This is a genomic window from Nostoc sp. T09 (genome assembly GCF_002154695.1).
Taxonomy (GTDB): Bacteria; Cyanobacteriota; Cyanobacteriia; order Cyanobacteriales; family Nostocaceae; genus Aulosira.
This window is the reverse complement of sequence record NZ_MTAV01000212.1, coordinates 1-3,696: the sequence shown is the minus strand read 5'-3', so window position 1 is coordinate 3,696 and position 3,696 is coordinate 1. Positions and strand designations below refer to the sequence as shown.

5 protein-coding genes are annotated in these 3,696 nt (G+C 42.4%); 3 read left to right on the top strand and 2 right to left on the bottom strand.

The window, feature by feature from the left end; translation table 11 throughout:
- A partial coding sequence (locus tag BV372_RS37260) for a hypothetical protein (RefSeq protein WP_218776797.1) occupies positions 1–349 on the top strand: 349 nt, incomplete at its 5' end.
- On the opposite strand, the gene BV372_RS32060 is transcribed toward BV372_RS37260, so the two are convergent.
- Together BV372_RS32060 and BV372_RS32055 are read right to left on the bottom strand one after the other, a co-directional pair.
- Positions 281–1,300, bottom strand: a complete 1,020-nt coding sequence (locus BV372_RS32060; protein WP_086691155.1) for an NADP-dependent oxidoreductase — start codon at positions 1,298–1,300, stop codon at positions 281–283. The two genes, BV372_RS37260 and BV372_RS32060, sit on opposite strands and share 69 nt — an antisense overlap.
- A 67-nt stretch (positions 1,301–1,367) precedes the next feature.
- A complete protein-coding gene (locus BV372_RS32055; protein WP_256973582.1) occupies positions 1,368–1,595 on the bottom strand; it encodes a cytochrome P450 in 228 nt (75 codons plus the stop codon).
- 312 nt (positions 1,596–1,907) lie between these two features.
- Between BV372_RS32055 and BV372_RS32050 the strand changes: the two genes are divergently transcribed.
- Together BV372_RS32050 and BV372_RS32045 are read left to right on the top strand one after the other, a co-directional pair.
- Positions 1,908–2,621, top strand: a complete 714-nt coding sequence (locus tag BV372_RS32050) for an SDR family oxidoreductase (RefSeq protein WP_086691153.1) — start codon at positions 1,908–1,910, stop codon at positions 2,619–2,621.
- A 120-nt stretch (positions 2,622–2,741) separates the two neighbouring features.
- The gene (locus BV372_RS32045; protein WP_086691150.1) at positions 2,742–3,380 is read left to right on the top strand and encodes an NTP transferase domain-containing protein; all 639 of its coding nucleotides are present in this window, start codon (positions 2,742–2,744) and stop codon (positions 3,378–3,380) included.
- Positions 3,381–3,696 lie beyond the last annotated feature (316 nt).

The following is a 3,696-nucleotide window of genomic DNA, read 5'->3' as shown; positions in this document are numbered from 1 at the left end:
CAGCCCTTTCAACGCGTTCATTTGTACTAGATTTTCTGCCAAAAATACACGCCCCCTCAATCCTTACACAATCAAACTCACGCTCAATTCTGCAAAAAAATGCTCGATTCAAGAGGCAATAAATTCACCATTTTGGATGTGCGATCGCCTAATCAAGTTCGATAGCTTAGAAGCATCATTTTTTGCCCCAGTCTGGGAGCGGATTTCAGCCTTTGATTTAGTAGTTCATTTGTTCGCGTTGAAAGGGCTGGCATTGCTCACCCTACGCATAGCCACTTCATCATTTCCCTGGTCTTGTCGGGTCGTCGCTAACCTTAACAATCAGCTTGCCAAAGTTCTCTCCTTGTAGCAAACCAATAAAAGCCTTGGGAGCATTTTCCAGACCTTCTACAATATCTTCCTTATACTTCAGCTTCCCAGAGTGCAACCACTGAGAAACATCACTTAAGAAATCTGGCTGACGATGTTGATAATCACCAACAAGAAAACCTTTGATCAGCGCACGTTTAACCAAAATTGGCATTAAATTAGGGCCAGGAGGCGCACTTTCGGCGTTGTACTGCGAAATTAAACCGACCAATGGGATTCTGGTTCCCAGATTGATTTGCTGTAACACTGCTTCTAAAATTGGGCCAGCAGTATTGTCATAGTAAACATCGATACCATTGGGGCAAGCTGCTTTTAATTGAGTATGGAAGTCTTGAGTTTTGCGGTTGATACAAGCATCAAAACCTAACTCTTTCACTACGTAATCGCATTTTGCATCACTTCCAGCAACTCCCACCGCCCGACAGCCTTTGATTTTGGCAATTTGACCAACCACAGAACCAACTGCACCAGAAGCCGCAGAGACAACAACAGTTTCGCCTGCTTTGGGCTGACCAATATCAAGCAAAGCGCAATATGCAGTCATTCCCGGCATACCCAGAACACCCAAAGCATAGGAAATGGGCGCTTGATTAGGGTCAAGTTTACGCAAAGTTTCACCTTTGGCTACACCGTAGCTTTGCCAACCATCATAACCAAGCACAAAATCACCAACTGAGAAATTAGGATGGTTAGATTTGATCACTTGGCTAACAGTGCTACCCACCATTACAGACCCCAACTCCGCAGGTGCAGCATAAGACTCGCGATCGCTCATGCGACCACGCATATAAGGGTCAAGAGACAGGTAGATAGTACGGTTGCAAACTTCGCCTTCTCCCGGTTCTGGAATAGGGGTTTCAACAAGAGCAAAATCACTCTCTTTTGGTTCCCCTACCGGGCGGCTTTTTAGTAATATTTGTTTATTTGTCATTGGTCATTTGTCATTTGTCATTTGCTATTGGGCATTGGGCATTTCTTCCCCTGCTCCCTTGTCTCCCCTATCCTGCTCGGCTTTTAATAAAAGTCTCGCGATTTTTTAGGACTTCTTCAATATATTCAGGATTAGTCAGCAAACAAGAAGGTGTTAATCCTAAGCGTAACGGGACAATATCACCATAGTCACGACAACGGCTGAGAAAGCCTAACGGATCTTCCCCCAGGTCAACCAAATGCCCGACGATAGAGTTAATTGGTGGTGCTGGTAACTCGAATATATCTTGAGCCATAGCAGAAATTCTCCACGCTGATTGCCTTTCAGAAGGTTAATTTCCTGTGCAATTGAATTCCTCATCAAAAAGAGAGATTTGTTAACAATCTCATCAGCGATCGCCAATGCTGTTGATTGTTGCCAGAACAAGATATCCGCAACCTTTATCGCTTTATCGATTGGGTTATGATATTGCTAAAAGCGTTGTAGTTAACTGGTTGCAAGCAAATTAACCAGAGTAAAGATTTTCTGTCGTTTTTCCTTACTAGAACCAAACCTTTAATAATCAAGCGCGATCGCTCTATCCAATGACAATAACTAAGGAATACAAATGAACTTAGAGAAGCAAATACCAAGTTTAGCGATCGTTACTGGCGCAAATCGAGGCATCGGACTGGAAGTTACACGCCAACTAGCTCATCAAAATATTACTGTGATTTTAGGAGCGCGTGACCTAGAAAAAGGTAAAGCTGCCGCCGAGATATTGGCAAACGAAGGGTTTGAGGTTTTACCTCGTTGGCTCGATGTGACTAATCAACAGAGTATCGATCGCCTAGCGACCGAGGTCAAAGAAAAGTTTGGACGATTGGATATCCTTGTTAATAATGCTGGTATTCTCTACGATACTTGGCAGCAGGCGATCGATGCCAACTTGGATACGGTACGTGCAGCACTGGAAACTAACACTTTTGGTCCTTGGCGCATGTGTCAGGCATTTATTCCATTACTACGCCAAAGCCAACGCGGACGGATCGTTAATGTTTCCAGTGGCGCTGGAGCGTTGACAAGCATGAGTAGTGGCATACCCGCTTACGGCGTGTCGAAAGCAGCGCTCAATGCGCTTACTCGCAAACTGGCTGATGAGCTAAGAGAAACTGGCATTCTCATTAACGCAGTTTGCCCAGGCTGGGTTGCAACCGAGATGGGTGGCGCAGGAGGAAGACCTATTGAACAAGGTGCCGCAGGGATTGTCTGGGCAGCAACGCTTCCTGAAGATGGGCCATCAGGCGGATTCTTCCGCGATGGGAAGCCTCTAGCTTGGTAAGTCTAGGCATTCAATCGGAATTGACATCGGTGCAGATACACCAGCAGAAATTCAAGCAGTACTCAACCATCACAATCAACCAATTCACCAATACTATGAAAGTAACCGCAATCAGCTGTTATGGAATCTACCACTGAGCAAATAGAAACTGAAAAATCAACCATAGCCATTATGATTCTGGCTGCGGGTGCATCTACTCGCATGGGTACACCAAAACAGTTGTTGCTTTATCAAGGACGGAGTTTAGTACAATACATCACAGAAATGGCGATCGCTTCAATTTGTAACCCTGTAGTAGTCGTACTTGGAGCATATTCAGAACAGATTCGTCCCCAAATCAATCACCTTCCCGTGAGCATCGTTGAAAACTTAGATTGGGCTTTGGGAATGAGTGCTTCCATCAACAGCGGGATTCAATTTTTGGATAATCTTCCGCAAAATATTGAAGCAGTAGTTATTGTACTTTGCGACCAACCATTTCTTTCACCCCAAATTATTAATCAACTTGTTGATGCATATCATTCAACAAAAAAACCTATTATTGCTTGCGAATATGCAGGAACATTAGGCGTACCTGCTCTGTTTAGTAAAAGATTTTTTTCAGAACTTGCTGAGTTACAGGGAGCTTCAGGAGCAAAAAAAGTTATTCATAATAACCTTTATCAAGTATTTTCTATTCCTTTTAACCAAGGCAATATTGATATTGATACTCCAAAAGATTATCAAAAATTGCTATCAATTAATAGCGATTTGATTTAAGTTAAAATATTTTTCAAAAACAATATGTCCACGAAACTATAAAAATGCTTCCTAAAAAAGCTGAGCCAATTTTATTGACTAAAATTTTTCAGAAGCTCACAGGTATTGGTGATATTCATCCTGTTCCAGTTGGTGTTAATCTGTCGTAAATTGGCGAAGTTTTGTTTGTAGATCCTTGTTATCTGTTCCCTGACTCAACAAGTAATTTCACAACTCATTTAGGATTGCTATATATTCTTACATTTCAATTTGGATTACTATAGGACTCATATTTGATTTTTGAAAAAAACTCAGTACAGTTTTATTCCTTCTTCCC